Annotated in this window: 1 protein-coding gene; it reads left to right on the top strand. The window is 28.4% G+C overall.

Annotated elements, in window-relative coordinates; genetic code table 11:
• A partial coding sequence (locus tag R7044_RS25800) for a GGDEF domain-containing protein (RefSeq protein WP_225456071.1) occupies positions 1 to 648 on the top strand: 648 nt, incomplete at its 5' end.
• Positions 649 to 668 lie beyond the last annotated feature (20 nt).

Here is a 668-nt window from a genome sequence, read left to right as displayed (position 1 = left end):
AATTTATTGTTTAATCTATATCCTGAACAAGATTTTTTCTTCTTGATGAATAAGGATGTTGTGAATTACAAAGTGTTTGATGATACGAAGAATAACTACATACATAGTAAAATAGCCAGTGATTACTATGTAGATAAAGACGTGCTAAATAAAAGCCTGGAAAACCTGAAGTTTACTGAAATTGAGGGTGATATTGAACTATTTAAAAAACAGCTTGATCCTCATATTAAAACTGGTAATACTTTTTCAAAAGAGTTCAATGTGAATGGAAAATATCTGATTGTATCTTTCTTATCAGTTGAAAATTTTAAAAGAGAGCACGTGGCCTATTTAATTTCAATATCAGAAGACGATACATTAATGCTTATGAAAAGAAACTATCTGCTGTTTAATTTTATGATATTCATAGTGTTAATCTCATTTTTTGTAATTGTTTTTCAAAGTTATCGAAATCAAAATAAACTACTTAAAATGTCAACCATAGACTTTCTAACTCAAGTGCTAAATAGAAATAAGATGGTTGAACTATTGTCACAGGAATACGTTAAAGCAAAAAGGTATAATTCCATATATACCGTAATGATGATTGATATTGACTACTTTAAAAGCATCAATGACGAGTTTGGTCATGCTGTTGGCGATGATTAGCTAGTAGTTTATTTTGATTT

The organism is Vibrio sp. 1402, assembly GCF_033340275.1.
This window is presented reverse-complemented; position numbering and strand designations above follow the sequence as displayed.